Origin of the sequence: Acerihabitans sp. TG2 (assembly GCF_035013185.1) — a bacterium.
Lineage (GTDB): Bacteria > Pseudomonadota > Gammaproteobacteria > Enterobacterales > Enterobacteriaceae > Acerihabitans.
In genome coordinates this window covers 26,597-53,390 of record NZ_JAYGJO010000031.1, presented here as the reverse complement: position 1 = coordinate 53,390, position 26,794 = coordinate 26,597, and the positions used below count along the sequence as shown (strand labels likewise).

General features: G+C 52.6%; 24 protein-coding genes. 11 read left to right on the top strand and 13 right to left on the bottom strand.

Features of this window, described 5'->3' with window-relative positions; translation table 11 throughout:
• The 5 genes from SJI19_RS21055 to SJI19_RS21035 form a co-directional block, all read left to right on the top strand.
• Window positions 1-2,104 (top strand): phage tail tape measure protein (locus tag SJI19_RS21055; RefSeq protein ID WP_323480225.1); only part of this gene is annotated, 2,104 nt, incomplete at its 5' end.
• A gap of 18 nt (window positions 2,105-2,122) precedes the next feature.
• The gene (locus tag SJI19_RS21050) at window positions 2,123-2,608 is read left to right on the top strand and encodes a phage tail protein (protein ID WP_323480224.1); all 486 of its coding nucleotides are present in this window, start codon (window positions 2,123-2,125) and stop codon (window positions 2,606-2,608) included.
• Window positions 2,605-3,780 carry a phage late control D family protein gene (locus SJI19_RS21045; RefSeq protein ID WP_323480223.1) on the top strand — a complete coding sequence of 392 codons (1,176 nt, stop codon included), beginning with the start codon at window positions 2,605-2,607 and terminating at the stop codon, window positions 3,778-3,780. The genes SJI19_RS21050 and SJI19_RS21045 overlap by 4 nt, the downstream gene beginning before the upstream one ends.
• 86 nt (window positions 3,781-3,866) lie before the next feature.
• Window positions 3,867-4,082, top strand: a complete 216-nt coding sequence (locus SJI19_RS21040; protein ID WP_323480222.1) for a DNA-binding transcriptional regulator — start codon at window positions 3,867-3,869, stop codon at window positions 4,080-4,082.
• Between the two features lie 135 nt (window positions 4,083-4,217).
• A complete protein-coding gene (locus SJI19_RS21035) occupies window positions 4,218-5,273 on the top strand; it encodes a tyrosine-type recombinase/integrase (RefSeq protein WP_323480221.1) in 1,056 nt (351 codons plus the stop codon).
• A 335-nt stretch (window positions 5,274-5,608) separates the two neighbouring features.
• Here SJI19_RS21035 and SJI19_RS21030 read toward each other — a convergent pair whose 3' ends face one another.
• From SJI19_RS21030 to ftnA, 3 genes are all read right to left on the bottom strand, one after another.
• Window positions 5,609-5,956 carry a YebY family protein gene (locus tag SJI19_RS21030; RefSeq protein WP_323480220.1) on the bottom strand — a complete coding sequence of 116 codons (348 nt, stop codon included), beginning with the start codon at window positions 5,954-5,956 and terminating at the stop codon, window positions 5,609-5,611.
• A 54-nt stretch (window positions 5,957-6,010) separates the two neighbouring features.
• On the bottom strand, window positions 6,011-6,895 hold the full coding sequence (copD, locus tag SJI19_RS21025) for a copper homeostasis membrane protein CopD (RefSeq protein WP_323480219.1): 885 nt from the start codon (window positions 6,893-6,895) through the stop codon (window positions 6,011-6,013).
• A 201-nt stretch (window positions 6,896-7,096) separates the two neighbouring features.
• Window positions 7,097-7,612, bottom strand: coding sequence for a non-heme ferritin (gene ftnA, locus SJI19_RS21020; protein ID WP_323480218.1), 516 nt, complete (start codon window positions 7,610-7,612; stop codon window positions 7,097-7,099).
• 994 nt (window positions 7,613-8,606) lie between these two features.
• Here ftnA and exoX point away from each other — a divergent pair.
• A complete protein-coding gene (gene exoX / locus SJI19_RS21015; protein WP_323480217.1) occupies window positions 8,607-9,284 on the top strand; it encodes an exodeoxyribonuclease X in 678 nt (225 codons plus the stop codon).
• 21 nt (window positions 9,285-9,305) lie between these two features.
• Here the strand turns inward: exoX and SJI19_RS21010 are convergent, their stop codons facing one another.
• Window positions 9,306-11,351: a S9 family peptidase gene (locus tag SJI19_RS21010; protein WP_323480216.1), complete on the bottom strand. Its 2,046-nt coding sequence runs from the start codon at window positions 11,349-11,351 to the stop codon at window positions 9,306-9,308.
• 167 nt (window positions 11,352-11,518) lie between these two features.
• Complete coding sequence (locus tag SJI19_RS21005) at window positions 11,519-12,379, bottom strand: YebF family protein (protein ID WP_323480215.1); 861 nt, start codon at window positions 12,377-12,379, stop codon at window positions 11,519-11,521.
• A 272-nt stretch (window positions 12,380-12,651) separates the two neighbouring features.
• On the opposite strand from SJI19_RS21005, the gene purT reads away from it, so the two are divergent.
• Window positions 12,652-13,830: a formate-dependent phosphoribosylglycinamide formyltransferase gene (gene purT / locus SJI19_RS21000; protein WP_323480214.1), complete on the top strand. Its 1,179-nt coding sequence runs from the start codon at window positions 12,652-12,654 to the stop codon at window positions 13,828-13,830.
• Between the two features lie 97 nt (window positions 13,831-13,927).
• Here purT and SJI19_RS20995 read toward each other — a convergent pair whose 3' ends face one another.
• On the bottom strand, window positions 13,928-14,569 hold the full coding sequence (locus SJI19_RS20995) for a bifunctional 4-hydroxy-2-oxoglutarate aldolase/2-dehydro-3-deoxy-phosphogluconate aldolase (protein ID WP_323480213.1): 642 nt from the start codon (window positions 14,567-14,569) through the stop codon (window positions 13,928-13,930).
• Window positions 14,570-14,706: 137 nt separating this feature from the next.
• Window positions 14,707-16,182, bottom strand: a complete 1,476-nt coding sequence (gene zwf, locus SJI19_RS20990) for a glucose-6-phosphate dehydrogenase (protein ID WP_323480212.1) — start codon at window positions 16,180-16,182, stop codon at window positions 14,707-14,709.
• 326 nt (window positions 16,183-16,508) lie between these two features.
• Here zwf and SJI19_RS20985 point away from each other — a divergent pair, with 326 nt between their 5' ends.
• A complete protein-coding gene (locus tag SJI19_RS20985) occupies window positions 16,509-17,378 on the top strand; it encodes a MurR/RpiR family transcriptional regulator (RefSeq protein ID WP_323480226.1) in 870 nt (289 codons plus the stop codon).
• Window positions 17,379-17,563: 185 nt separating this feature from the next.
• A complete protein-coding gene (gene pyk / locus SJI19_RS20980) occupies window positions 17,564-19,006 on the top strand; it encodes a pyruvate kinase (protein WP_323480211.1) in 1,443 nt (480 codons plus the stop codon).
• Between the two features lie 157 nt (window positions 19,007-19,163).
• On the opposite strand, the gene lpxM is transcribed toward pyk, so the two are convergent.
• The 3 genes from lpxM to znuA all read right to left on the bottom strand — a co-directional run bounded on the left by lpxM (window position 19,164) and on the right by znuA (window position 22,602).
• Complete coding sequence (gene lpxM / locus SJI19_RS20975; RefSeq protein ID WP_323480210.1) at window positions 19,164-20,120, bottom strand: lauroyl-Kdo(2)-lipid IV(A) myristoyltransferase; 957 nt, start codon at window positions 20,118-20,120, stop codon at window positions 19,164-19,166.
• A 211-nt stretch (window positions 20,121-20,331) separates the two neighbouring features.
• Complete coding sequence (mepM, locus tag SJI19_RS20970; protein WP_323480209.1) at window positions 20,332-21,663, bottom strand: murein DD-endopeptidase MepM; 1,332 nt, start codon at window positions 21,661-21,663, stop codon at window positions 20,332-20,334.
• A 12-nt stretch (window positions 21,664-21,675) separates the two neighbouring features.
• Window positions 21,676-22,602, bottom strand: a complete 927-nt coding sequence (gene znuA / locus SJI19_RS20965) for a zinc ABC transporter substrate-binding protein ZnuA (protein ID WP_323480208.1) — start codon at window positions 22,600-22,602, stop codon at window positions 21,676-21,678.
• Window positions 22,603-22,676: 74 nt separating this feature from the next.
• On the opposite strand from znuA, the gene znuC reads away from it, so the two are divergent.
• Both znuC and znuB read left to right on the top strand, forming a co-directional pair.
• Entirely contained in the window at window positions 22,677-23,435 is a 759-nt protein-coding gene (gene znuC / locus SJI19_RS20960) for a zinc ABC transporter ATP-binding protein ZnuC (protein WP_323480207.1), read from the top strand.
• Window positions 23,429-24,214 carry a zinc ABC transporter permease subunit ZnuB gene (gene znuB, locus SJI19_RS20955; RefSeq protein ID WP_323480206.1) on the top strand — a complete coding sequence of 262 codons (786 nt, stop codon included), beginning with the start codon at window positions 23,429-23,431 and terminating at the stop codon, window positions 24,212-24,214. Before znuC ends, znuB begins: the two co-directional genes overlap by 7 nt.
• Window positions 24,215-24,387: 173 nt before the next feature.
• On the opposite strand, the gene ruvB is transcribed toward znuB, so the two are convergent.
• The 3 genes from ruvB to ruvC form a co-directional block, all read right to left on the bottom strand.
• Complete coding sequence (gene ruvB, locus SJI19_RS20950; RefSeq protein ID WP_323480205.1) at window positions 24,388-25,395, bottom strand: Holliday junction branch migration DNA helicase RuvB; 1,008 nt, start codon at window positions 25,393-25,395, stop codon at window positions 24,388-24,390.
• A gap of 8 nt (window positions 25,396-25,403) precedes the next feature.
• Complete coding sequence (gene ruvA / locus SJI19_RS20945) at window positions 25,404-26,024, bottom strand: Holliday junction branch migration protein RuvA (protein WP_323480204.1); 621 nt, start codon at window positions 26,022-26,024, stop codon at window positions 25,404-25,406.
• 226 nt (window positions 26,025-26,250) lie between these two features.
• Window positions 26,251-26,772, bottom strand: coding sequence for a crossover junction endodeoxyribonuclease RuvC (gene ruvC / locus SJI19_RS20940; protein WP_323480203.1), 522 nt, complete (start codon window positions 26,770-26,772; stop codon window positions 26,251-26,253).
• Window positions 26,773-26,794 lie beyond the last annotated feature (22 nt).

Genomic DNA, 26,794 nt, shown 5'->3' with positions numbered 1-26,794 from the left:
GTTAAGCGGCGCGGGCATTGCCACCAATAAACTGTCGTCGGAACAGTCACGTCTGCGTGCGGACGCCGAAGCCGCCACCCGCACGCTTAACCGGCAACGTGACGCCCTGGCACGGCTTAGCAGCCAGCAAAAACGCCTGACGCAAATCAAGACGCGTTACCAGGCAGGCAAAGCGCTGGCCGGTAATATCGCCGGGAAAAGCACCGCCGCGCTCGGCATGGCCACCGGTGCAATGTACGCCGGAAGCCGTTTTTTAGCGCCAGGAGTGAAATTCGATAAGGAAATGTCCGGCGCCCAGGCCATCCTGGGGCTGGATAAAAATGACACCCAACTCCAGGCGATGCGCCAGCAGGCGCGGGATATCGGTTCCACCACCGCCTATTCCCCCACCGACGTGGCGCGCACCCAAACCACGTTGGCCCGGGCAGGATACGGGGCCGAGGACATTCTCAAATCCACCGGCACCACGGTTAACCTGTCTTTGGCCGGACAGGTGGATATCGCCGAGGCGGCGGATATTGTCACCAGTATGCAATCCGCTTTCCAAATCCCGATGAATGAAATCGGTCGGGTGGCGGATGTGATGACCAAAGGCTTTACCAGCTCCAATACCTCACTTATCGACCTGGGCGAGGCGATGAAATACGTTGCGCCTATCGCTCGCGCCGCCGGGGCCAGTATCGAAGACACCACCGCCATGCTCGGCGTACTGGCGGATAACGGCATCAAAGGCAGTATGGCCGGTACCGGTGTCAGTGCGGTTCTGACCCGCTTGCAAGCACCCACCGGTGAATCCGCCACCGCGCTGGATGAACTAAAGGTGAAAACCCGCGATAAAAAAGGCAACTTTTTGCCCATTGAGGGGGTGTTGAAAGGCATCGCCGCGTCGATGAAAAAAAACAATCTTGGCTCGGCGCAGCGGGCGCAATATTACAAAGTCATTTTTGGCGAAGAGGCCATGAAGTCGGCGCAAAATCTGGTTGAGGCGGCGGAAAGCGGCAAGATCGGCCAGAAAAAAGATGCTCTGGATCACTCCCAGGGCAAGGCGCAACAAGTGGCCCTGGTGCAAACCGACAACCTGGACGGGGATTTAAAAAACCTGTCGTCGGCCTGGGAAGATATCCGCATCCAAATCTTTGATGGCCACAACGCCAGCCTGCGCAAACTGACCCAATCCGCCAACGCCTGGCTGACATCGGTTGATGACTGGATGAAAAAAAATCCCCGCCTCACCACGATGCTCACCGCCATGGCTGGGGTGTTGACCGCGTTGGTCGGCGGGCTAGCCATTCTGGGCCTGGCAGCCTGGCCGGTGATCACCGGGTTTAACCTGTTACTGGCTGGCGGTCAATTATTGGGGGCAGGTCTGCTTGTGGTCGGTGAAGGTATCGCCGCCACCTTTGCCACCCTGGCGCTGCCGATCACACTCATTGTGGCGGCGCTTATTGCCGGGGCGTTGATCGTGCGTAAATATTGGGAGCCGATCAAGGCGTTTATCGGCGGGGTAGCCGAGGGATTTATGGCCGCCATGACGCCAATCACTGCCGCCTTTGCGCCGCTAAATCCGGTGTTTGCCTGGGTGACCGATAAACTCAAAGGTATCTACACCTGGTTTATGGATTTGATCCAACCGGTCAAAGCCACCGAAGAAACCCTGGCCAGCGCCACCAACGCCGGTAAGATTTTTGGCGAAGGTGTCGCCATGGCCCTGACCTTTCCCCTTACCGCGTTAAACACCCTGCGCGAGGGCATTGATTGGGTACTGGAAAAGCTGGGGTTAATTGATAGCAAGTCCAACGGCCTGGGTGATAAAGCCAACGGCCAGCCCGCCACGCCCGCCACCGCCTATGACTATCAGCCCGGCACCATGCTGTATGATTCCAACCCTGTATTGGGCATGATAAAACAAGCGGATAAGCCAATCCAAGCACCGCAAACTCACTCGGCCAGCGTCCATCTTTCGTTAAATTATTCCCCGAAAACAGAGGATGCCATGTCACCGCAAGATGTTGGGCATATCGCGGCTACTACCGCCGCCGATGTGTTGGATAAACATTTTCGCCAACAGCGCGCCCGTAGCCGCAGCAGTATGACCCATGAATAATCCCCCGGAACTAACACCATGATGATGACCCTCGGGCTGTTTGTGTTCACCCTGAGCACCGTGCCGTACCAAAACCTTAACCGTTCTCTGGAATACCGCTGGCCAACCAATAGCCGGGTGGGACTTATCCCGGCGGCGCAATTCCTCGGCCCGGATAACGACACCATTACCCTGTCCGGCACGCTGCTGCCGGAGGTCACCGGTGGACGGCTGTCGCTGTTGGCACTGGAGACCATGGCATCCCAGGGCAAAACCTGGCCATTGATTGAAGGCAGCGGGCGGATTTACGGCATGTTTGTAGTGACCAGTTTTAGTGAAACCCGCAGCGAGTTTTTTGCCGACGGTGCGGCCCGACGCATCGAGTTTACCCTCAACCTAATGCGGGTAGATGAAAGCCTGACCGCCATGTTTGGCGATATGAAAGCCCAGGCCGATAGCCTGCTGGGCAAGGTGCAAACCCTGGCCGACAAAGCTAAAACCGCCGTGGGGGGGCTCTGGTCATGATCACTACCCTGATGCCTTCCGCCGGAGCCACGCTCGCACCGGACTTTCGTGTGCGGATCAACGACAAGGATATTACCGCCAATCTGCGCCCGCGCCTGCTGTCACTGACGTTGACCGACAACCGCGGATTCGAGGCCGACCAGTTGGATATTGAACTGGACGACGCCGACGGGCAATTACGCATGCCCGGACGTGGCGCGGTAGTCAGTGTGTTTTTAGGCTGGCAGGGCGAGGCGTTGACCGGCAAAGGGGATTTTACCGTGGATGAAGTGGAGCACCACGGCGCGCCGGATACGTTGACCATCCGCGCCCGCAGTGCAGATTTTCGCGGCACATTGAATTCCCGCCGTGAGGTGTCCTATCACGACACCACCCTGGGGGCAGTGGTCGACCAGATTGCCGACCGCAATAACCTTACCGCCGCAGTCTCGGACGCGTTGAAGTCGATCAACATCACCCATATCGACCAGACCCAGGAAACCGACGCGGCGTTTATTACCCGCCTGGCGGAGCTTAACGGCGCGGTAGCGGCCATCAAAGCAGGCCGGTTAATGCTGTTCAAACCCGGCGGCGGCAAAAGCGTATCCGGCAAAACCATTCCACAAATAAGCATCGAGCGCCGCGACGGCGACCGGCACAGTTTTAGCATTGCCGATCGCGGTGCTTATACCGGCGTCACCGCCAGTTGGTTGCATACCAAAGACCCGCAGCAGAAAACCGCCAAGGCTAAAACCAAAGTGCAGCGCAAACCGAAAATCCAGCACCTGCGCGCCCTGCAACATCCCAAAGCTAAAACCACCAAAGCCAAAGTGGTAAAGACACCTAAACCGCCGGAGGCCAAAGAAGGGGAATACCTGGTAGGCAGCGAGGATAACGTGTTTGCCTTGACCACGGTTTATGCCACCAAGGCCGCCGCCATGCGCGCCGCAACCGCCAAGTGGAACAAACTACAGCGTGGTGTGGCCGAGTTCTCGTTAACCCTGGCCATGGGCCGGGCAGACATCTACCCGGAAACCCCGGTGGCGGTGAAGGGTTTTAAATCGGTGATCGACGAACAGCAATGGATCATCAGCAAGGTCACCCATAACCTGAGCAACAGCGGCTATACCACAGGTTTAGAGCTAGAGGTGCTACTGAGTGATATTGAATTTAGTGCAGATGATGAAAGTTAACTTGTAAAAGCAAACTTAACTTGCTTTATCGAATTTATATGTTCAAAATTCATTTTGTACCCATTGGATAGATAAGGCCACCCCAGATGATGCACTGCCCCCGCTGCCGCCACGCTGCACATGCCCGCTCAAGCCGCTATCTGAGCGAGGAAACCAAAGAACGTTATCACCAGTGCCAAAATATCAATTGCAGCCATACCTTTGTCACCATGGAGACGGTCACCCGTTCGATTATGATTCCCGGTAGCATCAACCCCGCCCCACCCCACGCGGAAAACCGGCAAGCGGTATTATGGATGTAACCGAATAAAAAGCCTGCAAAAGCAGGTTTTTTTATCACCAAAAAACGCCTATGTTTACCTGCAAGTTAAACAAACATTGAACACTGTTTATATATACAGTACATTCACACCCATTTGATTTATTGGATGTGCGTTATGTCTGTCAGAAAAATGCCCAATGGAAAATGGCTATGTGAGTGCTACCTGAATGGGCGAGAGGGGAAACGGTCTCGTAAGCAGTTTAAAACCAAAGGAGAGGCGGTTAACTTCGAGCAATACACTCTTGAACAATCAAAGCTAAAACCCTGGCTCGGAGAAAAGGAAGACCGGCGGAAATTAAGCGAGTTGATCGACCTATGGTACAAACTGCACGGGTGTTCGTTAAATGATAAAAAAGGCCGCCTAGGTAAATTGAATCTCATTTGTCACGGGCTAGGCGATCCCATTGCAACAACACTGACCGCAAAAGATTGGGCGCATTACCGAGACCAGCGATTAGAAGGTGCTATCGATAACGGATACAGTACCAGCCTTGCCACTAGAAAAGTGTCAACTGGCACAATTAACTGTGAGCATGCATTCCTGCGAGCTGTATTTAATGAGTTAAAACGGCTTGGCGAATGGAGCATGCCAAATCCCCTTGATAACATCCGAGAATTTGACCAACCCGAGCGAGAAATGGCTTGGCTCACCGTTGAGCAAATAACACGCCTACTCGATGCCTGCCGGCAGCACGGTAACCCTGAATTGACCTTGATAGTACGGTTGTGTCTTTCAACGGGTGCCCGCTGGAACGAAGCGGCAAAAATGAAATTTTCACAATTATCCCCACACAAAATCACCTTCATTAATACCAAAGGAAAAAAGAATCGTACCGTACCATTATCCCTGACTCTTTATCAGGAACTTATTGATCGGGACGGTAAGCCGTTTGAGCCATGCTATAAACAATTTTACCGAGTGATTCGCTTAGCCGGTATTACATTACCCGAAGGGCAAATGACCCATGTATTACGCCATACCTTTGCCAGCCACTTTATGATGCACGGAGGCAACATCATCGTGCTGCAACGTATTCTCGGCCATTCCGATATCCGCATTACCATGCGCTATGCGCACTTCGCGCCCGATCATCTGGAGGATGCAGTTTTGTTCAATCCATTGGCGTCGATTGATGGCGGCAAAATGGCGACACAGGATCATATTGGGTAGAACAGGGTAGAATAGGGTGGGCTTAAGTGACTGATTTATTAGGTAAGTAGTTGATTACCCTACCCTTATAAAAAAAGACCGAATACGATTCCTATATTCGGTCTAGGGAAATGGCTCTTGGGACAGAGCCGTGCGCTAAAAGTTGGCATAAAAGTAAGCTATTTAGCCTTACAGTGTTGAGTATAGAGGCTAGGAAGCTTTTTTCCACCGCATCGCCCGTATTCTGTTCTAATTTCATTCACTAAAATGCAACTTTGTGATATCAAGCACATCCTATTTTATTAACATAGTCAATTATTAGTAAGCTACCAAAATAGTTTGGGCATTTGTGATGGTTATTTTGGCGTATCACACAGTTGGCTGGCACGTGCCACAAACGGCTCAATACTCATTTTTTGCCCTGGGCGTGACGGATCATCGAGTAAAATCGTGTCTATGGGCACCGCCTTGATCTGACCAGATTTCATCGCCTGATTGGCTTGCTCATTCAGAGGATACTGCATTAACGTGCTCATATTCAGCGCTAGCAACGCGCCGTTAGGTCGGCAAAGTAGTTGAACTTCTTCTTTGGTAAATGCCCATTGCTTCCCATATTGGAATTTACTGATAGTGATAATTTGCGCCGCACTGGCGGATTGAGCCGCCAGGGCTATCAATACCACCACCATGTTACGAATTTTCATACCGTTCTTTAATCCTCAAGTTAACGTGCCGCCCAACAGCGCCACGTGAAAATATCAGGGTTCAAAGGTAGCAAATACACTCACCAGCAGCAGGACAGCACCTCCCAGTACGATTTCTGTCAGGGTGAGTACCTGCAACAGGCGGATTGCCCTGGCGGGATGTGATCTCAGCATGGGCACCACAGCATATCGATTGGCGATGGCTATACCCACCATGGTGATCACCACACCCATTTTTATCATGAGCAGCAGTTGGTAGCGCGATGTCCAGTCTAGCGGCCATTGGCCGAGCACCAGGGCAGTATTAACACTACCGGACACGATCACCAGGGCCACGGCAAAATGGGCGCTGCGCGAAAAACGAATGAGTGCCCGTAGTGCGTCTGGTCGGGTTGTTTGACTCAGCAGCGGCAGGCAGACAGTCAGGGGGACCAGACAGCCAAGCCACCAAGCTGCGGATAACAGGTGTACCATCTGATTTGCGCGTTGCAATCCGCCCCGTATACCGTCATACATAGCGGAATGCCCTACCAGAGCCATGCTGATCAGCAGGCCGCTATAAACCGCCAGCAACTGTCGATGACGTACGGGGGAAAGCGGTAGCCGACCGGCGATGATCACCGCCAGCAACGCCAGCAGCATGTGCCATTGCCATACGGTCCCGAATGCGGTGTGTAATACCGCCAGCCAGATGTCAGGACGTTGGGTATCAGACCAACCCTCGCCCATTAATCCGGCCTGCAGAATCAGAATGCCCAGGGCGGTCAGTAGGCTAAAAACGGCCATAAAACGGCCAATACCCGCCAGACGCGCGCGCATATAGGGCCGTAACGTTGCTGGGGTGAGGCATTCACAAAACAGCGCAATACCGAATCCTTGCATAATAGCGGTGATATGAATAAATCGAGTGGCTGAATAACAGGCTGCAAGGCTTAACATAATATTACGCTGAGACGGTCATGAGATGATGAATACCTCTGAGACCACATGCTGTGTGGCTGTGAACATTTTACGTTGCGTCCCCGGGCAAATCGGTGCAAAAAAAACGCTGCCGTTACCCCCACTTACCTGGAAGCAAGCTGATGATAACGGCTGCCGGGGCTGATGTCGAGCACCCCTAAGACGGGAGTGGACGCTGCCTTAGATAGGCGTGGAGGTATTACCGCCACCGTTCATTTTTTTCAGATCCTGGTCAATCAGGAACAGCCCGTCGTTATTGGTGTTGACCAACGAAAGCTTATCGAGGATGGACTTGAACAGTTTTTCTTCTTCGTGTTGTTCGGAGACATACCACTGTAGGAAGTTAAACGTAGAGTAATCCTGTGAGGTGATGGCAGTGTGTGCGAGCTGGTTAATTTTTTGCGTAATCAGCTGTTCATGCTCGTAGGTGCGCTGAAAAAGTTCCGCCAATGACGTGTAAACGGTAGGTGGTGCTTCGATAGCACCCAGCACCGGCATGCTCCCCGTGTCATTGAGGTAGTCAAACAGCCGACGCATATGATCCATTTCTTCGCGTGATTGGGTTTTGAGGAAAGCTGACGCGCCTTCATACCCTTTATCGCTGCACCAGGCGCTCATTTGCAGGTAGAGATTAGCGGAAAAAAATTCCAGATTTAATTGTTCATTCAGCTTAGTCGCCATTTCTGGTTTTAACATGAGGGCATCCTTGAAGATATTTTTAGATTGAGATATTCATTATGCCCAAATGATAACAAAAACCATACCATTATTTAACTAGCAGATTGCGTTAATTAATTTCAATTATAAATCAGCATATTATATATTTTATCTTGATTCTTTCATCTACACAAAAATGATCGTTTAAAATGAATAGTGATAAGCATTCTTATTTGTATGATGAATAATCATATTCCTCATTCCGCAGCAATGGCATAATATTTGAAACACATTATTCAGTACAAACTGATAAATGAATATCGATCTTGCGACGTCTGGGGGTAGCCTGTGGTCCGCGCGACACGGTGCCGATTGTTGCCGAGTTGCTTGCGCAGGATCACCCGGTGTGGCTGCGCGGCGATTTTCTTTCGCGCGCGGGTTGATGTTTTAGCAGCAAACCCCAATTAAATTTTCGTGTTTGCCTTATGAAGCGGGAAAATAGTGTCTTCATGCCCTATACTGCACATTAAGCTTACACCCGTCCTGTTTCAAGCCGCAGGTGCATCGATGGAGCACACCCGAGTGACTTAGCACAGTAAGCCTATTGGGGTTCTTTTGCGTGTCATCTTTTTGCAGCTCGAAATCTGCTGGGTATTTAGGCGATTTACAGGTTGGCGGTCACTGTCCCACATAAGCCAGTTGGGCCGGGGTCTTCCTCCGAGTCTTCAGCCCGCGATGGGCACGGAAATAGCACAATTTGACTTGATTAACTTGGCCAACTGGCAGTTAATCAAGCCTACATTTCCGGTTCTTTTATAGAGAGGCAAATATGAGTAAGGGAATGGATCGTAAGAAAGACGCGAAGAAGAAACCGCTGAAATCGCCGGAAGAAAAACGCGCTGATAAGCGCAACAGAAAGTCCCAGCCTGATATTGTTTGAGGCTAACCAATCATAAACCCGCATCTGATGCGGGTTTTTTGTTGGCACGATTCAGGTCATAATGGGCGCTGCTTAGCCTGAAAAGGAATAATTATGGCTTTTCGAGTCATCGATACAGAAACCTGTGGCCTCGACGGCGGAGTCGTCGAGGTGGCTTCGATTGACGTGGAAAACGGGCAGTTGTTCAATCCCATGAGCGATTTGGTCAATCCCGATCGCGCCATCGGATATGAAGCGATGGCCATTCATCATATTACCGAAGCCATGGTGGAGCATAAACCACGCATTGCCAAGGTCGTTGGTCGTTACCACGGTAGTCAATATTACGTCGCCCATAATGCCGCGTTCGATCGCCGAATGTTGCCCGAAATGCATGGACAATGGATTTGCACCCTTAAACTCGCACGTAAGCTTTACCCCGGTCTGAAGTACGGTAACCAGCATCTGCGTTATGCCCTTAACCTGACGGTCACCCTGCCTGAAGGGCTCTATCCACACCGCGCTTTGTACGATTGTTACATTACGGCAGCCCTGTTGGTAAAAATCATGGACGACTCCGGCTGGAGCGCTGCACAGATGGTGGCGTTAAGTAACGAAGCGACGTTGGTCACCACATTGAAATTCGGTAAATACCGTGGTCAGTTGCTGGAGCAGGTAGCCAAGGAAGATCCGGGTTATCTGCAGTGGATGTTGGCTAATTTGAAAGACCTGTCTGGGGATCTGCGTTTTAGTATTAATCACTATCTGAACCAGGATGCAGCGGCACGTTAAACCGGTGCCGCCATTGGTTTGTTAGTGCAGATCGGCCAAGGAAAGAATGAAGGTATATTCCATCGCGATACCTTCATACCCTTTGAACCGCCCTGATTTACCGCCGTGACCGGCATCCATGTCGGTGCAAAGCAGCAATAGATTGTCATTGGTTTTGCTGGCGCGGAGCTTGGCGACCCATTTTACCGGCTCCCAATATTGTACCTGCGAATCATGCAGACCGGTGGTCACCAGCAAATGAGGATAGTCTTGCGCGCTGACCTGGTCATACGGGCTGTAGCGCTTTATATAGTCGTAGTAGGCCTGCTCTTCAGGATTACCCCATTCATCATATTCACCGGTGGTCAGCGGAATACTGTCGTCCAACATGGTGGTCACCACATCCACAAACGGCACTTGCGCCACGACACCCTTGAACAAATGTGGAGCCATGTTGATCACTGCGCCCATCAACAACCCACCCGCGCTGCCACCCATGGCAAACGCCCGTTGCTTATCGCCATAACCCTGCGCCAGCAAATAGTGGCTTACGTCGATAAAGTCATTAAACGTGTTGAGCTTATTGAACAATTTGCCGTCTTCATACCACTGCTGACCCAACTCGCCTCCGCCGCGAATATGCGCCAAGGCAAAAACGAATCCCCGGTCAAGCAGGCTTAAGCGGCTGGCGCTAAAATCCGGGTCCATGCTACTGCCATAAGAGCCATAACCGTAAACCAACACCGGGTTTTGTCCCGGTTTAAACAGGTCTTTGCGATATACCAACGAAACCGGCACCTCGGTACCGTCGCGCGCGGTCACCCAAAGCCGCTCGCTGCGATAATGTTCTGATTCAAAATTTTTGACCTGTGACTGCTTGAGCAATCTGCGCTCGTCAGTCGCCATATTCAGCTCAAATAGCGTGGTGGGTGTAGTCATGGAGGAGTAGCCATAGCGCAACCACGGGGTCGCAGGATCCGGGTTGTAGGCCAGCCATGTCACATAGGTGGGGTCGTCAAAAGCAATGCCCTTTTCTTCTCCGCTCTCCCAGTTAATTTGCCGCAGGCTGGTTAATCCCTGATGGCGCTCTTCAACGACCAACCAATGGGTAAACGGAGTAAAGTTTTCCAGGACCACATCTTCACGCGCGGCAATCAACGTCTGCCATTGGTCTTCGTCGGGCGTTTCACTGCGGTAAAGGGCAAAATTCTTACCGTCCCGGTTGGAGCGTAAATAAAAATAGCCCTGGAAATGATCCAGCGAATATTCATGATCGTGGCGACGCGGCGAAAACATCTGTGGTTGCGCCTGCGGGTCATTTGCATCCAGCAACAGGATCTCACCAGAGGTGGTGCTGCCTAGGGCAATAATGATGTAGCGTTCAGAGGTGGTTTTGTGCAGGCTGACATAAAATGCGTCGTCCTTTTCCTCGTACACCAGTTCATCAAGACGGGTGGAGGTACCAACCCGGTGGCGATATACCTGATAAGGCAGCAGTGTTTTTTTATGCTTACGCACGTAGTACAGCATGGTCGAATCGCTGGTCCACTCGAAACCTGAGGACGCATCCTCAATAACTTCCGGATACCAGGAGTCAAAAGCCAGGTTTTTGAAACGAATCCCGTAAAGTCGGCGCGACAGAAAATCCTCTGCCGCCGCCATGATGATATTGTCCGGGCTCATTTCCAACCCGCCCATGGTATAGAATTCGCTTTGCGCCGCACGCAGATTACCGTCTAGCAGAATTTCCCAGGGAGCGTCCTCGGGTAAATCCGCTGCTTGGCGGGTATAGATGGCATACTCGTTGCCCTGCTCATAGCGGCTTTGATAACGATAACCGCGCCGGACGTAAGGCACCGAACGATCCTGCTGCGGGATGCGCTCAACCATTTCAGTGAACAGTTGATGTCGCAGCTCTCCATAGTCGGCCATCATGGCTTCGCCATAGGTGTTTTCTTGCGCTAGATAATCAAGCACCGCAGGATCTTCGCGTTTGTCGTCGCGCAACCAATAGTAGTCATCGATCCGTGTCTCACCATGTACGGTGAGTTTGTGAGGTCTTTTTTCAGCGATTGGTGGAAATCTCATACACACCCTTCCTTATTTGCATAAGAAACAGAGTGGCACGAATAGGAGAGCTTGCCAAGCGCAGTGGAGGCCAGGCAGAGCCTTATGCGTGCTTAGGGAGCGCGGGTCAAGAGCAGCGGTGCGGGATTATTCGCACCGCTGAAGAGCGTTAGTGCAAGGGGCCAGGTCTAGGGCTGAGAGGAATAATTAATTTCGCCCTTTTGGCAATCCAGCGTCACCGCGAATGTACGATCGCCACTTGAGCTGTGGACGTCTAGCGTTGCTTGCCAACTGTCGCCGATGCCGGTGATCGCCTCTGGATCAATCTGCAAGACAATGCTCTCCCCGTCACCGGCGGTTTTATCCTCATCAGAATGGGGTAACAGGTTTTGGTTATAGTCTTGTTTAATCAGATCCGCTATCTGGAGTGAATTTAAGTCGGGGCACGCGGCCATCTTAAAGGTTTTTTGTATTGGCGCCTGCTTCGGTGACGCTTTTTTTAGCGCGACAGTTTTCTCTGCGACAGTCTTTTTATCCACGGCAGCAGATTTGCTGGCATGCTCAGCGGCTTTTTTACTGGCTTCGTCGGCGGCGGCCTGTTTATCCGCAGCGGCTTTTTTGCTGGTTTCGTCGGCGGCGGCCTGTTTATCCGCAGCGGCTTTTTTGCTGGTTTCGTCGGCAGCGGCCTGTTTATCCGCAGCGGCTTTTTTGCTGGCTTCGTCGGCGGCGGCCTGTTTATCCGCAGCGGTGGGAATAGCGGCGGACGAGGTCGATGGTGCGCTATTTTTTTGCTCAGCACTGCCGCTTTGCGGTGCAGCATCGCCGGCAGCGGTGGGTGTTTTCGGCACAACCACCGTGGTCGGCGCTGGCGTATCGGCGCTTGGCGTTACGGTAGTGGTTTGTTGATCGTTTGATGATCCGCCTACCGGGGCTTGCGCTGACGCGGCCTGTGGATCAGCCGGCTGGGTTTGGTCCGCCGCGCTTGCCATTGATGACAGCATCATTCCTGCTGCCACTACGCCTATCAGGCCTAATCCCAACTTTTGCATAAAGCCTCCACGATTCTGGTTGTCCTCTTCTCAAGGTGATGACTGATAATAGCCGGTTAAATTTACCATGAGAAAGTGTTTTTGAAATTCAATGGCAAACAGCGTCAATTTAATCAGCCTTATTCAATAATTGTTCAGTAACTCGGCATCTTTCACACAGTGGTTCATTAACCATAGGGACTTGCCGCCTACCTGTAACACCGAATCTGTTGGGTATAGGCAATCGTTTTCGTTTATACTGCGCGCAATTTTTATCAAGGCGGGTGAAAGCGATGGTTACTGTTGGAACGGCGTTGCGTCCCGATGCAACGCGGGTCATGTTGCTGGGGTCGGGCGAACTGGGTAAAGAAGTGGCGATCGAATGCCAGCGACTCGGTATTGAGGTCATCGCCGTGGATCGTTACGCCGATGCGCCGGCAATGCAGGTTGCCCACCGCAGTCATGTGATTAATATGCTTGATGGCGCAGCGCTACGTGCAGTGATCGAGGCTGAACGCCCCGATTTTATCGTGCCTGAGATAGAAGCTATTGCCACCGACATGCTGGTGGTTCTTGAGCAGGCGGGACATCACGTCGTGCCGTGTGCGCAGGCAACCAAATTGACCATGAATCGGGAAGGCATCCGGCGCCTGGCAGCGGAAACCCTGGCACTGCCAACGTCAAATTACCGTTTCGCCGGCGATCGCGCCGAATTAGAGCAGGCGGTAGCGCAGATAGGTTATCCATTGATTATCAAGCCGGTCATGAGTTCATCAGGCAAGGGACAGAGCCTGGTCCGTAGCGCGGTAGCACTTGATGATGCGTGGCGCTATGCACAGCTTGGCGGACGCGCCGGCGGCGGTAAGGTTATTGTCGAGGGACTGGTGAATTTTGACTTTGAAATCACCCTATTGACCGTCAGCGCAGTGGATGGTATCCATTTTTGCCAACCTATCGGTCATCGTCAGGAGGACGGTGATTATCGTGAGTCTTGGCAGCCGCAGCGTATGAGCGAGTCAGCCTTAGCGCGGGCACAGGATATTGCACAACAGGTGGTTAGTGCCTTGGGTGGCTGGGGTCTGTTTGGTGTTGAGCTGTTTGTTCGCGGCGACGAGGTGATTTTTAGTGAAGTATCACCCCGCCCTCATGATACCGGCATGGTTACCCTCATCTCCCAGGATCTGTCTGAATTCGCTTTACACGTTCGCGCCTTTTTGGGATTACCCATCGGCGCCATACGCCAATATGGTCCGGCCGCGTCAGCGGTCATTTTGCCCGAGCTGGAAAGTGACAATGTACGTTTTCATGGGCTGGAACACGCTCTGCACGCTGGTACGCAAATCCGTCTGTTTGGTAAACCGGTTATCAGCGGCAAACGCCGGTTGGGCGTTGCTCTGGCGGTGGGGGATTCGGTGGAAGATGCAGTAACGCGGGCTAAAAACAGCGCAGCGGCGATCGGTGTCACCGGTTGATAACAAGGTCTAGGCGGTGCCCGCCATTTCGCGCGAGCACCGTCTAGGACCAATAGCGGGATCCCCTGTGGGAATCCGCGCCTACAGCACCGTCATCTTACAGTTTGGCACCAGCTACGGCTTCTTTTGCCAATGCAGTGATGCGCGCATAGTCACCAGATTCCAACGCGTCATTCGGCACCAGCCACGATCCGCCGATGCACAGGACACTCTTTAACGCCAGGTAGTCATTGTAGTTTTTCGGGGAAATTCCACCGGTCGGACAAAAACGAATCTGTGAGAACGGGCCGGAGATGGCTTGCAATGCTTTTACACCGCCGTTGGCTTCTGCCGGGAAAAACTTGAATTCGCGCAGACCATAATCCATGCCCAACATCAGTTCGGACACACTGGCAATACCCGGGATCAGCGGGATGGTGCCTTCGGTAGCCGCTTTAAGCAATGACGCGGTCAACCCGGGGCTGATGGCGAACTGCGCACCGGCGGCGGTCACTTCGGCCAACTGTTGTACGTTGGTCACAGTACCGGCACCGACGATTGCCTCAGGCACTTCCTTGGCAATAGCGCGAATAGCCTCCAAGGCGCAGGCTGTGCGCAAGGTGACTTCCAAGACTCTGACGCCGCCCGCCACCAGCGCTCTAGCCAGTGGAACCGCCTGTTCCAGTTTATTAATTACGATAACCGGAACGACTGGGCCCGACGTAAGAATACTTTCCGCACTTGTTTTCCAATTCTTCATAACACTTTCTCTCCTGTCTCGCCTTGGTGGAAGGCTAAGGTAAACGCCATCACCGGGCATAGACTGACAATGCAGCCTTATCCCCGACTATAATCTGTCCGGCGCGATCGTGGCCCACGCCGGTTTACTCCCTTGGCTTATTCGAATTCGTTCCAGGAACGTCCGTCACGGGTTATCATGGCTACCGACGCCACAGGTCCCCAGGTCCCCGCCTGATAAGGCTTAGGCGCTTCGTTATCGGACGCCCATGCTTCCATAATTGAATCTACCCATGTCCAGGCTTCCTCCACTTCATCCCGGCGTACAAACAGCGCCTGTATACCACGCATGGTTTCCAGCAACAGTCGTTCGTAAGCGTCAGCCAAGTGCTCCTGGTTGAACGTTTCGGTAAAACTCAAATCCAGCTTGGTGGTTTGCAAACGATGCTTGTGATCAAGCCCGGGGACTTTATTGAGGATTTGAATATCCATGCCCTCGTCGGGCTGTAAGCGAATGGTCAGCTTGTTTTGTGGCAACTGTTGGTAGGAACCACGGAATAAATTCAGTGCCGGATTCTTGAAATAAACCACCACTTCTGAACATTTGGTCGGCAAGCGTTTGCCTGTGCGCAAATAGAAGGGCACGCCTGCCCAGCGCCAATTGTCAATATCCACCCGAATCGAAACAAAGGTTTCGGTACGGCTGGACTTATTTGCGCCCTCTTCATCCAGATAACCCGGTACTTTTTTACCTTGGACAAATCCGGCGGTATATTGACCACGCACCGTGGTATCGCGGACGTTGGTGCTATCAATAGTGCGCAGTGAGCGCAGGACCTTGACCTTCTCATCACGAATACGATCGGTGCTCAGGTCGGAAGGTGGCGACATGGCGATCATGGTCAGGATCTGCAGCAAATGACTTTGGATCATATCGCGCATCTGACCCGCTTTGTCAAAATACCCCCAGCGTCCTTCGATGCCCACTTCCTCGGCCACCGTGATCTGCACATGATCAATGGTACGATTGTCCCAGTTGGAAGCAAACAAGGAATTGGCAAACCGCAGCGCCAAAAGGTTAAGTACCGTTTCTTTACCCAGATAGTGGTCAATGCGATAAACCTGGCACTCATTGAAGAACTTGGCCACCTGGTCGTTGATGACACGCGAAGAGGCCAGGTCGGTGCCGAGGGGTTTTTCCATCACCACGCGGCTCGGTTCCTTATTTAGGCCGGCTTCACCCAAACCCTGGCAAATAGCGCCGAACGTGTTGGGTGGCATGGCGAAATAATTTATGGTAACCCGGGACACCTGATCGAGTTTTTCACCGAGCCTGGAGAAGTTCTTGCTCTCGTTGACATCGAGATTACAAAAATCCAGGCGGGCGCTGAGCGTCTTCCAGAGTTTCTCATCGATGCTTTCCTTCATGAAGGTTTCCAACGCTTCGCGCACTACTTTGACATAGGCTTTGGTGTCCCAATCCGCGCGGCCGACACCGATGATGCGCGTCTCGGGATGAATTGAACCCGCTTTTTCCAGTTGATACAAAGAAGGCAATAATTTCCGTCGGGCCAGATCACCTTTTGTGCCGAAAATCACCAGATCGCATGCCTGGGCTATGGATGTTACCGCCATGTTCCTCTCCTCGTGCAGGATGTTTGTAATTTTATTACAGATAAGATAGTTATTTTTTGATTCCAGCCAGTAAACAGCCATAAAAGCGATGTGGCAAGCGGACTTTTCATTAAAATCGACCAAATACTCATCAAAAAATGTAATTTAATAACAGGAATGTCAATAAATTACAATTCTGAAAGTTAGACACAGGTCATAGTCTGGCAAAAAAACCCGCTGGTACACCGGATTAACTGCCTTTACAGTACGGCTCGTAGTATATTTCATTAAATCGGTAATGATTTCTCCTTTGTGTGAAATCGGTCAAACCCATGAGCTATTTACTTATGAACATGCTGGACAAGATCAACAGTCATATGGAATTGCTGAGTAAATCTGAGCGCAAAGTGGCAGAAACGATCCTTGCCGCACCGCAAATTGCCATTCATTCCAGTATAGCCATTCTCGCCAGGATGGCCGACGTCAGCGAGCCTACCGTTAATCGATTTTGCCGCCGTCTGGATACCAAAGGCTATCCAGATTTTAAATTACAGCTAGCCCAGAGTTTGGCTAATGGCACGCCATATGTAAACCGCAACGTGGACGAAAACGACGGTGTTGATTCCTATACCGTGAAGATTTTCGAATCCACCATGGCAAGTCTGGAGCACGTTAAGACCCATCTGGACATCGCCGCGGTCAACCGCGCCGTGGATTTATTGACTCAGGCGAAAAAAATCTCATTTTTTGGTCTGGGTTCGTCAGCGGCGGTAGCGCATGATGCAATGAATAAATTTTTCCGCTTTAACATTCCCATCGTCTACTCCGAGGATATTGTTATGCAGCGCATGAGCTGCATGAACTCCAGCGAAGGTGATGTGGTTGTGCTCATTTCCCATACCGGCCGCACTAAAATGCTGGTGGATTTGGCGCGACTGGCACGGGAGAATGATGCTACTGTAATCGCCATCACGACGCAGTACTCGCCCCTAGCCCATGAAGCATCACTTACCCTGGCGTTGGATGTACCCGAAGATACCGATGTCTTTATGCCGATGATATCGCGAATTGCTCAATTGACGCTGATTGATGTGTTGGCCACCGGCTTTACGCTGCGCCGTGGCGCTAAATTCAGGGATAACTTGAAGCGAGTCAAGGAAGCATTAAAGGAATCGCGTTTTGATAAAGCCGATTTAGCAACATATAAATTTGATTAATATCGTATCATATGAAAAATAACCTTTATTGAGCTTCTGCAACGACGCGGTTTACCGCCAGGATGAGGAGCCATTTAACACAGCCGGACTATCGAAAACGGGCGCCGAAGCAGGGTTATGGTTGGCCGGATTCGCTGCATCCGATGTTTTGCACGACCTATTTATTCAAGTCAACGGAGTTATCAATGTCCAGACGGCTCAGAAGAACCAAGATTGTAACTACCCTAGGGCCTGCCACCGATCGTGACAATAATTTAGAAAAAATTATTGCAGCTGGTGCTAACGTGGTGCGCCTTAATTTTTCCCATGGTACGGCGGAAGACCACTTTATCCGTGCCAATAAGGTACGGGAAATTACCGCCAAGCTTGGACGGCATGTGGCGATATTAGGGGATTTACAAGGACCGAAGATTCGTGTTTCGACATTTAAAGAAGGCAAGGTATTCCTTAGTGTGGGCGACAAGTTTTTGCTTGACGCCAATCTGGCCGTTGGCGAAGGCGATCGTGAACAGGTGGGCATCGATTACAAAGGCCTGCCCGGTGATGTGGTACCCGGTGATATTTTGTTGCTTGATGACGGTCGGGTACAGTTAAAGGTGCGAGAAGTCCAGGGCATGAAGGTTTTTACCGACGTGACCGTCGGCGGCCCATTGTCGAACAACAAAGGCATTAATAAGATGGGCGGAGGGCTCTCGGCCCCGGCACTGACGGAAAAAGATAAGGCCGATATTATTACTGCCGCTAAAATCGGGGTCGATTATCTGGCAGTTTCATTTCCCCGTACCGGTGAGGATTTGAACCTGGCACGTCGTCTGGCACGCGACGCCGGCTGTAACGCCAAGATCGTCGCCAAGGTGGAACGCGCCGAGGCGGTTGCCAGTGATGAAGCCATGGATGATATTATTCTGGCCTCTGACGTGGTCATGGTAGCTCGTGGTGATTTAGGAGTGGAAATTGGCGATCCTGAGCTGGTAGGCATTCAGAAAAAGCTGATTCGCCGCGCCCGCAAGCTCAATCGCGCGGTCATTACCGCCACGCAGATGATGGAATCCATGATAACCAATCCCATGCCCACCCGCGCTGAGGTAATGGATGTGGCCAATGCCGTGCTCGATGGTACTGATGCGGTGATGCTGTCGGCTGAAACCGCTGCGGGACAGTACCCGGCGGAGACGGTGGCAGCCATGGCGCGGGTATGCCTGGGCGCGGAAAAAATCCCCAGCATCAATGTGTCCAAACATCGTCTGGACGTACAGTTCGATAATATCGAAGAAGCGATAGCGATGTCGAGCATGTACGCGGCGAACCACCTTAAAGGCGTGAGCGCTATCATTACCATGACTGAATCGGGTCGGACATCGTTGATGATGTCGCGTATCAGCTCCGGCTTGCCCATTTTTGCTCTGTCGCGCCATGAGCATACGCTGAACCTTACTGCGCTGTACCGCGGAGTGACGCCGGTGTATTTTGACAGCGACGGTGACGGTGTATTGGCCGCCACCAATGCGGTCAATCTGCTGCGCGATAAAGGTTTTTTGATGTCCGGTGATTTGGTGATCGTGACTCAAGGTGATGTGATGAGTATGGTGGGGACCACCAATACCAGCCGGATCCTACGGGTCGAGTAAACCTGTGAGACCTCACCCAGACTGCTGGCAAACCTCTCCAGGGGCCTGGGGCGGTATGATGGCCGGCGGGCGCGCCAGAGTCAATGCGCTCCGCCGACAGCCGCGTATTGACCCTTTATTTTGGCTTGGCCCATCATAGCGCCGATCCTGTTTGGTTTCAGCGCCGGTAGGGATCGGGGTCGCCCGGTTTGCGGGTTTTTAGCAGTTTAAGAATCCAGGTGTACTGTTCGGGATTCGGCCTCACCAGATTTTCCACTTCTTCGTTCATCCTGCGCGCAATATAAGCATCATCCGCTGCGGCAATATCGTCCATCGGCGGACGCACATAAATATCCAATTGGCCAGTTTTACTGTCGTAGACAGGAAACAGCGGAATGACCGCCGCCCGGCAAATTTTCATCAGGCGGCCGATAGCGGGCAACGTTGCTTTGTAGGTGGCAAAAAAGTCCACAAACTCACTGTGTTCAGGGCCATGATCTTGATCCGGCAGGTAGTATCCCCACCAGCCTTGGCGAACCGAGCTGACAAAAGGTTTAACCCCATCATTGCGTGCATGCAGGCGACCACCGAAACGCCGCCGCACCCTATTCCACATATAGTCCACCAGCTCATTACGCTGGTTGTGGAACATGCCGGCGACCTTATTCCCTTGCGCGGACATCAGCATAGCGGGCACATCCACCGCCCAGCCGTGCGGCACCAGAAAAATAATATTGCGCTGTTGCTGTGTGGCCTGCTCGATCAACTCCTGGCCATGCCATCTGACCCGACTTAGCAACCGCTCGGGATTGCGACAGGCCAGCTCGGCCATCAGTACCGTGGATTGCGGCACCGTAGCAAACATCTCATCAATGATTTTTTCCCGCGCTGATTCACTAAGCTCAGGCATGCAGTAGTGTAAATTAACCCGGGCGCGGTGACGGGCACCCTTGGCCAATTTTCCCGCCAGCCGGCCAAGGGCGCCCAAAAAGGGATCCCGTAACCGGGGTGGAATATAGGTGGCGCCGACAATCAGACCGATACCGCACCAAATGCCCCAGTAGCGTGGATGATAAAACGCCGATGTAAACTGCGGTACAAACTCAGTGACGTTGGTTTTGTTATTGTTTTCCATGCATTTCTCTTTACTGTCAACCGCTTGTCCAGGCAAGGCCGGCCAAGCCAATTGAAAAGGCGGGCTCTGTGTCCCTTATTCATCTACCGTCCCGGCAATGATAAACATAAAACAGCGGCCGATCATCTACCGGCTGCCGTTAAGATAACATATACCCTAAAGATTTCGAGTCACGGCCAACACACCTGCAGCTTGAAAGATGACGGGTATATCAATTGGTGAATGCTAACTGCGGCATCATCGTTCTCACCTGCGCCAGATAATCCAGCCGATCTCTCCCCATCAGTCCTTCGGTGCGTGGCAGTTGCGCGGTCAGCGGGTTAACGGCTTGCTGGTTAATCCAGATTTCATAGTGTAAATGTGGCCCGGTAGATCGCCCGGTATTGCCAGACAAAGCAATACGGTCACCGCGCTTCACTTTTTGTCCGGGTTTAACCAGTAATTTGCTTAAGTGCATGTAGCGTGTCATATATTGCCGGCCATGACGAATAGCAACGTAGTTGCCCGCCCCATGGCCGTTTTTGCTGACCATCACCTCGCCATCGCCAACAGCCAGCACCGGCGTGCCCACTGGCATGGCAAAGTCAACGCCGCGGTGCGGCGAGATACGTCCGGTCACCGGATTCAATCGGCGTGGGTTGAAACTGGATGAGATTCGATAGTGTTTCATGGTGGGGAAACGCAGGAATCCGCGTGCCAGACCTGCGCCGTCACGGTTGTAGTACTTTCCGTCATCGGCGCGAAATGAATAATAATCGTGACCACCGGTACTCAGGCGCACACCAAGCAGTTCACTTTGTTCACGATGCCCCGCCAGCATTTCACGCGAGGTTAGCACGGAAAATTGATCGCCTTTTTTCAATTTTCGAAAATCCAACTGCCATTGCATGGCCTTGATCACCGCGCTGACTTCGGCGGTGGATAATCCAGCCTTACGGGCGCTGGCGGCAAAACTTCCGCTAATATCGCCATCCAGAGTGATATTTTTCCATTCCCCCACCTGATTGGCTATACTTTCTTTAAAACCGTTACCCACCCGGTCATAGGTTCGCGTTTCACGGCGCGAAATTTCCCAGGTCAGTTGCTGCAACTCACCGGCATCGCTAAGGGTCCAGGAAATTTGTTGTCCAATCTTGATGTTGCGTAACTGGGGAAACTGCTGGGCCAGTTCGCTCACGTCGGACATCTCAATACCATACTGCGTCAGTATGCTGCCGAGGGTATCGCCGGAGGATACCACATATTCGTGCACCCCTTTTTCACCGGCGATTTTTTCGTCGAGATCATCCTCTGGGGGGACCTCGTCATCATTGACTGCTGCTGAAGAATCGAGGGTTCCACTGGCTTCAGGGGCCAGTTCCCGGACGGGTTTGTTAGATAGTGTGATCGATCGACGCGCTACGGGATCCATCACTGGGGAGTGTACGTATGGTCGCCAAACCGCGACGGCGAGAGTAACAACAGTTAAAGACCCTAATAAAACGCGGTGGGGCCTGGGCAGACTGTAATACGCAAGGGTGAGCGATCGAAGTACCTGCTGCACTAATTCCTATCCTCATATGTTTTTTTCCAGGCAGCTCAGATACTGGTTTGTCAATTGCAACAGGAAGGTAAAGTAACTATCCCTGCCTAAGGTGACACCGTTTCCCAAAGGATCCAAGGTCCCCATATGCACCTTGGTTCCTTTGGCGACAGCATTGATAACGGCCGGCCTGAATTGTGGCTCAGCAAAAACGCACACGGCCTTTTGCTCAACCAACTGTGTTCGAATTTTGTGTAGCGCCTTGGCGCCCGGCTGTATTTCCGGATTGACGGTGAAATGTCCCAACGGTGATAAACCGAAGGTTTTTTCAAAATAACCGTAAGCATCGTGAAATACGAAATAGCCTTTGCCGCTAACCGGCGCAAGCATTGTAGCGATTTTTTTGTCATTTTTTGTCAATGACGCGGTAAAAAACAATAGATTGGCGTCTAGTTGTGATTTTTTATCAGGCATCAGTACGACTAACCTATCGTGGATGGCGAGAGCGATTTGAGCTGCAATGGCCGGGGATAGCCAAATGTGCATGCTGTATTGCCCGTGGTGATGACCGTCGTCCTGATGGTCTGACGCATCATGATCATCATCACCTTTGATTAATAGCGGTTGGATCTCGGCCACAGTGGAGAGCGTCAGGTTTTTTTCAGGTGGCAAAGCACCCACTGATTTAGCGAGAAAGGCTTCGAGTTCCGGACCGACCCAAACAACCAGATCGGCGCTGCCGATCCGCTGAATATCCGATGGCCGCAGCGCGTAATCGTGGGGTGATGCGCCGTCCGGCAGCAATACGTCGGTGGATACCACACCATCGCCGATGGCGGCGGCGATAAATCCCAGCGGCCGGATGGATGCCACAATGCTGGCATGGGCCTCGGCGCCAATAACCACCAGAGCACAAAGGCCGGTAAGCAACAGTCGGATAAAGTTTTTCCGCAAATTCATGGTGATCATTCTCTTCGGCAACGCTAGGGTGTGTGATATTATTACATTTTGGCTGTTTCGCAACTGTAATTCTCATGACCAGTCTGGTAACGCTCAAGCATATTTCTGTCTCATTCGGGCAAAAAAAAGTTTTACACGATGTCTCCTTTTCCCTGCTGCCTGGGCGGATTCTTACGCTCATGGGCCCCAATGGCGCGGGAAAATCCACCCTGGTGCGGGTCGTGTTGGGCCTGATTGCCCCCACCGCCGGCACCTTGTGGCAAGCGCCCCAGTTGCGTATCGGTTATGTGCCGCAGAAAATTCATCTCGATGTGACCCTGCCCCTGACGGTCGAGCGGTTTATGCGTCTGCGTCCCAAGGTGAAAAGAACCGACGTGCCGTCGGCGTTGGAACAGGTTCAGGCCCGTCATCTGCTGGAGCAACCGATGCAAAAACTCTCCGGTGGCGAGATGCAGCGGGTGTTGCTGGCGCGTGCGCTGCTCAACCGGCCACAGTTGTTGGTACTCGATGAACCCACTCAGGGCGTGGACGTCAACGGTCAGGTGGCCTTGTATGATCTGATTGATAAAATCCGCTGTACCTTAGGCTGCGCGGTTTTGATGGTTTCTCATGATTTACATTTGGTCATGGCGAAAACCGATGAGGTACTGTGTCTGAATCAGCATATTTGCTGCTCAGGTTCGCCGGAAGCAGTGTCGGCCCATCCGGAATTTATCGCGATGTTTGGACCTTTCGGCGCGGCGCAATTGGCCCTTTATCGACATCATCATACTCATGGCCACGACCTGCAGGGCCAAGTGATTGATCAACACACGGATGAGACGTCATGTTAGAACTGCTGTTACCCGGCTGGCTGGCCGGGGTACTGCTGGCAATGGCCGCCGGTCCCTTGGGGTCATTCGTGGTATGGCGAAAAATGTCCTATTTTGGCGATACCCTGGCCCATGCCTCGTTATTGGGCGTGGCGTTTGGCTTGCTGCTCAATATCAATCCCTTTTACGCCGTGATCGCGGTGACGCTATTGCTAGCATTGATGCTGGTATGGCTGGAGCGTTATCCACAGTTGGCCATCGACACTGTGCTGGGGATTATGGCGCACAGTGCCTTATCCCTGGGTTTAGTGGTGGTGAGCCTGATGTCTAACGTTCGTGTGGATTTGATGGCCTATCTGTTTGGCGATTTGCTGTCGGTGACGCTCGGGGACGTGATGTTGATTCTCGTCGGGGTGTCGGTGGTGTTATTGGTACTGGCCTGGCAGTGGCGTGCGTTGCTCTCGGTGACCGTCAGTCCGGAGTTGGCCCATGTGGACGGCATCAGCCTGCCGCGGGTGAAGCTGGTATTGATGTTGATCACTGCCCTGACCATCGGTTTGGCCATGAAATTTGTCGGTGCGCTGATTATCACCTCACTGCTGATCATTCCCGCCGCCGCTGCCCGGCGATTTTCGCGCACCCCAGAGCAAATGGCGCTGTTAGCCGTCGTGGCTGGTGCTCTCGCCGTGACCGGTGGTTTAGCACTCTCGGCCCGCTATGACACCCCGGCCGGACCCTCAGTGGTACTTTGCGCCTCGGGGTTATTTATCCTGAGCCTGTTCATTCGCCAGCGGGTATAACCTTTACGCCACTCATCTGCGCCGGCATTTCACAACCTGAGATACCGATGCGTTGATTATCGACCATCTATACCCGTCATACTTCACGCTGCAGGTGCGTTGGTTTCCCTCGCCCAAAGTGAACTGAGCCCGTAAAGGCGCAGCGTCCGACCTGCGTTAAGGCAAACGACGGGTCACAGTTCGCCCCGTACAATACCGAAATGCTTGTAAGCATGGGCGGTGGCGATTCGTCCTCTTGGGGTGCGCTGGATAAAACCTCGCTGAATCAGAAACGGCTCCAGTACATCCTCAATGGTTTCTTTTTCTTCACCAATGGCTGCCGCCAGATTATCTAACCCAACCGGGCCGCCAACAAACTTATCGATAATCGCCAGCAGCAGCTTGCGGTCCATAAAATCGAAACCCTCGGTATCCACGTTTAGCATATTTAACGCATCAACCGCTACCTGGTCGGAGATCATGCCCTGGGCGCGCACATCGGCAAAATCCCGTACGCGACGCAGCAGGCGGTTGGCGATACGTGGTGTGCCACGTGCGCGTTTGGCAATTTCATGAGCACCGGATTCGGTAATGCTCAATTCCAGGCACTGGGCGCTGCGATTGACAATATGCTGCAAATCCGCCACCTGATAAAATTCCAGGCGCTGAACGATGCCGAAACGATCGCGCAGGGGTGACGTCAAAGATCCAGCACGGGTGGTCGCACCCACCAGCGTAAAGGGCGGCAGCTCAATTTTAATCGATCGGGCAGCAGGGCCGTCACCGATCATGATATCCAACTGATAATCTTCCATCGCAGGATAGAGCACTTCTTCCACCACGGGGGAAAGACGGTGGATTTCATCGATAAACAGCAGGTCATGCGGTTCCAGATTGGTCAGCATGGCCGCAAGATCCCCTGGTTTTTCCAGTACCGGCCCGGAGGTGGATCGTAAATTCACTCCCATTTCATTGGCAACAATGTGCGCCAGTGTAGTTTTACCCAACCCTGGGGGGCCAAAAATCAACAGGTGATCCAGCGCATCGCCGCGCATTTTAGCTGCTTGGATAAAGATTTCCATTTGCTCGCGCACATGGGGCTGACCAATGTAATCTTCCAAGGTTTTTGGCCGGATGGCCCGGTCAATCACCTCTTCTTCGATCACCACGCCGGCGGAAATTAAACGGTCTGCTTCAATCATCCCCTACCTCACAGCGCGGCACGCAAGGCGTCGCGGATCATTGATTCACAATCGGCACCGGGCCGCGCCACTTTACTGACCATGCGGCTAGCCTCCTGAGGTTTATACCCCAGTGACACCAGCGCCGCCACCGCTTCGGATTCGGCATCGTCTGCGGATGCACCGCTAGGGTTTGGCGTAAGAGGCATGTCACCGACACCGCCCACCGCGAACAGGTCGCCATGCATGCCCTTAAAGCGATCCTTCATCTCCACCACCAGGCGTTCGGCGGTTTTGGTCCCGACGCCGGGCAGTTTGATTAACGCGCTGATGTCCTGGCGTTCCACCGTATTGACGAACTGCTGCGCCGACATGCCGGACAGAATGGCCAAGGCCAGTTTCGGCCCAACACCGTTAACTTTGATCAGCTCGCGAAACAGCGCCCGCTCCTGTTTGTCGGTAAAACCGAACAGCAGCTGCGCATCTTCCCTGACGATAAAATGAGTATAAATGATCGCTTCCTGACCGATTTCCGGCAGGGCGTAAAAACACGTCATCGGCATATGTATTTCATAACCCACCCCCTGGATCTCAAGCAACACCAGCGGTGGCTGTTTTTCCAGGATGAGGCCTCTAAGACGTCCGATCACGGTATACCTTCCTTTCAGGCTTGTGGTTTTTTAGTAAGCATGGATAAGGTTTATAACATAATAATGGCTGGATGAATATACAGCCAAAACCGATTACCCAGTTGCACATAACCTTGAATCGGGGATGATGGGTAAGAAGAGTAAAACGTCGCACGCCAGCGATGAATTTACGGCGTCTTCACGATCTTGCCCATCACGCCCGTAGGCACCTGTACGAAGGCGATGATTAGCTTAACCGGCCACGAGCCAGATTTAACCGGCTGTTGCCCATGCGCACCGCATTTTGGTTAACATGGCAATGGGTGATGGCGATCGCCAGGGCATCGGCGGCATCGGCCTGGGGGCTAGCGGGTAATTTTAGCAATACCCGCACCATATGCTGCACCTGGCTTTTATCCGCCGACCCGATACCGACCACGGTTTGTTTAACCTGGCGCGCGGCATATTCAAATACCGGCAGATCATGATTCATCGCCGCCACGATAGCCACCCCGCGCGCCTGCCCGAGCTTTAGCGCCGAGTCGGCATTTTTCGCCATAAACACTTGTTCAATGGCGAAAAAATCCGGCTGGAACTGGGTAATAATTTCGCTGACCCCGGCATAAATCAATTTCAACCGGCTGGGCAAATCATCCACCTTGGTACGGATACAACCGCTGCCGAGATACGTCAATACCCGGCCTTGCTGGCGCAAAATACCGTACCCGGTGATGCGCGAGCCCGGGTCGATGCCCAGAATAATGGTCATATCCCGCCACCGCGCCAGCGAT

What these genes read in the sequence shown, in the direction of transcription:
- znuB (WP_323480206.1), top strand. Translation starts at nt 23,429, where the DNA reads ATGTTAGAACTGCTGTTACCCGGCTGGCTGGCCGGGGTACTGCTGGCA.
- znuA (WP_323480208.1), bottom strand. Translation starts at nt 22,602, where the DNA reads ATGAATTTGCGGAAAAACTTTATCCGACTGTTGCTTACCGGCCTTTGT.
- lpxM (WP_323480210.1), bottom strand. Translation starts at nt 20,120, where the DNA reads ATGGAAAACAATAACAAAACCAACGTCACTGAGTTTGTACCGCAGTTT.
- pyk (WP_323480211.1), top strand. Translation starts at nt 17,564, where the DNA reads ATGTCCAGACGGCTCAGAAGAACCAAGATTGTAACTACCCTAGGGCCT.
- zwf (WP_323480212.1), bottom strand. Translation starts at nt 16,182, where the DNA reads ATGGCGGTAACATCCATAGCCCAGGCATGCGATCTGGTGATTTTCGGC.
- ftnA (WP_323480218.1), bottom strand. Translation starts at nt 7,612, where the DNA reads ATGTTAAAACCAGAAATGGCGACTAAGCTGAATGAACAATTAAATCTG.
- SJI19_RS21045 (WP_323480223.1), top strand. Translation starts at nt 2,605, where the DNA reads ATGATCACTACCCTGATGCCTTCCGCCGGAGCCACGCTCGCACCGGAC.
- ruvB (WP_323480205.1), bottom strand. Translation starts at nt 25,395, where the DNA reads ATGATTGAAGCAGACCGTTTAATTTCCGCCGGCGTGGTGATCGAAGAA.
- ruvC (WP_323480203.1), bottom strand. Translation starts at nt 26,772, where the DNA reads ATGACCATTATTCTGGGCATCGACCCGGGCTCGCGCATCACCGGGTAC.
- SJI19_RS21010 (WP_323480216.1), bottom strand. Translation starts at nt 11,351, where the DNA reads ATGAGATTTCCACCAATCGCTGAAAAAAGACCTCACAAACTCACCGTA.
- SJI19_RS20995 (WP_323480213.1), bottom strand. Translation starts at nt 14,569, where the DNA reads ATGAAGAATTGGAAAACAAGTGCGGAAAGTATTCTTACGTCGGGCCCA.
- SJI19_RS21035 (WP_323480221.1), top strand. Translation starts at nt 4,218, where the DNA reads ATGTCTGTCAGAAAAATGCCCAATGGAAAATGGCTATGTGAGTGCTAC.
- SJI19_RS21030 (WP_323480220.1), bottom strand. Translation starts at nt 5,956, where the DNA reads ATGAAAATTCGTAACATGGTGGTGGTATTGATAGCCCTGGCGGCTCAA.
- purT (WP_323480214.1), top strand. Translation starts at nt 12,652, where the DNA reads ATGGTTACTGTTGGAACGGCGTTGCGTCCCGATGCAACGCGGGTCATG.
- SJI19_RS21040 (WP_323480222.1), top strand. Translation starts at nt 3,867, where the DNA reads ATGATGCACTGCCCCCGCTGCCGCCACGCTGCACATGCCCGCTCAAGC.
- SJI19_RS20985 (WP_323480226.1), top strand. Translation starts at nt 16,509, where the DNA reads ATGAACATGCTGGACAAGATCAACAGTCATATGGAATTGCTGAGTAAA.
- SJI19_RS21050 (WP_323480224.1), top strand. Translation starts at nt 2,123, where the DNA reads ATGATGATGACCCTCGGGCTGTTTGTGTTCACCCTGAGCACCGTGCCG.
- znuC (WP_323480207.1), top strand. Translation starts at nt 22,677, where the DNA reads ATGACCAGTCTGGTAACGCTCAAGCATATTTCTGTCTCATTCGGGCAA.
- SJI19_RS21005 (WP_323480215.1), bottom strand. Translation starts at nt 12,379, where the DNA reads ATGCAAAAGTTGGGATTAGGCCTGATAGGCGTAGTGGCAGCAGGAATG.
- copD (WP_323480219.1), bottom strand. Translation starts at nt 6,895, where the DNA reads ATGTTAAGCCTTGCAGCCTGTTATTCAGCCACTCGATTTATTCATATC.
- exoX (WP_323480217.1), top strand. Translation starts at nt 8,607, where the DNA reads ATGGCTTTTCGAGTCATCGATACAGAAACCTGTGGCCTCGACGGCGGA.